The sequence below is a fragment of the Psychrobacter sp. 1U2 genome, from assembly GCF_051847575.1.
Map to the genome: position 1 here is coordinate 1 of NZ_JBPYDC010001752.1, position 532 is coordinate 532.

Below are 532 nucleotides of genomic sequence, written 5' to 3' on the forward strand. Positions count from 1 at the left end.
CATCGTGCGCTTGCGGGCGATATCGCGCCATTCGTAGTCGATCTTTTGCGCAAAAGTCAGCAATCGCTGGTACAAAACGTGGATCATAAATACGGTGCAATGAGTGTGTTTTAGTTGGAATAAACCCTCTTATGAGTTTGTGCTCACCTTGAGTACCGGGATCAAAATGCGTCAAACCTTGCTCAATGGCAAACTCAATGCCTTGATAATAGCACAGCTCAAAATGCAAACTATCATACTCACCAAGCGCACCCCAATAGCGCCCATATAAAGTCGCATTGTCGCTATGGGGTTTGTCGTATAAAAACAAGCTACTGGCAATAATCTCATCATTAGTATCGTAAGCTTGTACTAACAACAGACACTCAGGCATCTGTTTTGCTAATGCCATAAAAAACGCTTCTTTTAAATATGGCTGCTGTCCGCGGACGGCATAGGTCATTACGTAACAATGATAAAATGCCTTCCAATCCGCCTCAGTAGTCTCATCTCCGCATTTACGAACGCAACGAATCCCCTGGGCAATCACTTT

General features: G+C 44.2%; 1 protein-coding gene. It reads right to left on the bottom strand.

Going from position 1 to position 532, the window contains the following annotated elements; genetic code table 11:
- Positions 1-529 (bottom strand): GNAT family N-acetyltransferase (locus ACS8FD_RS24215; protein WP_439277720.1); only part of this gene is annotated, 529 nt, incomplete at its 3' end.
- Between the last annotated feature and the right edge of the window lie 3 nt (positions 530-532).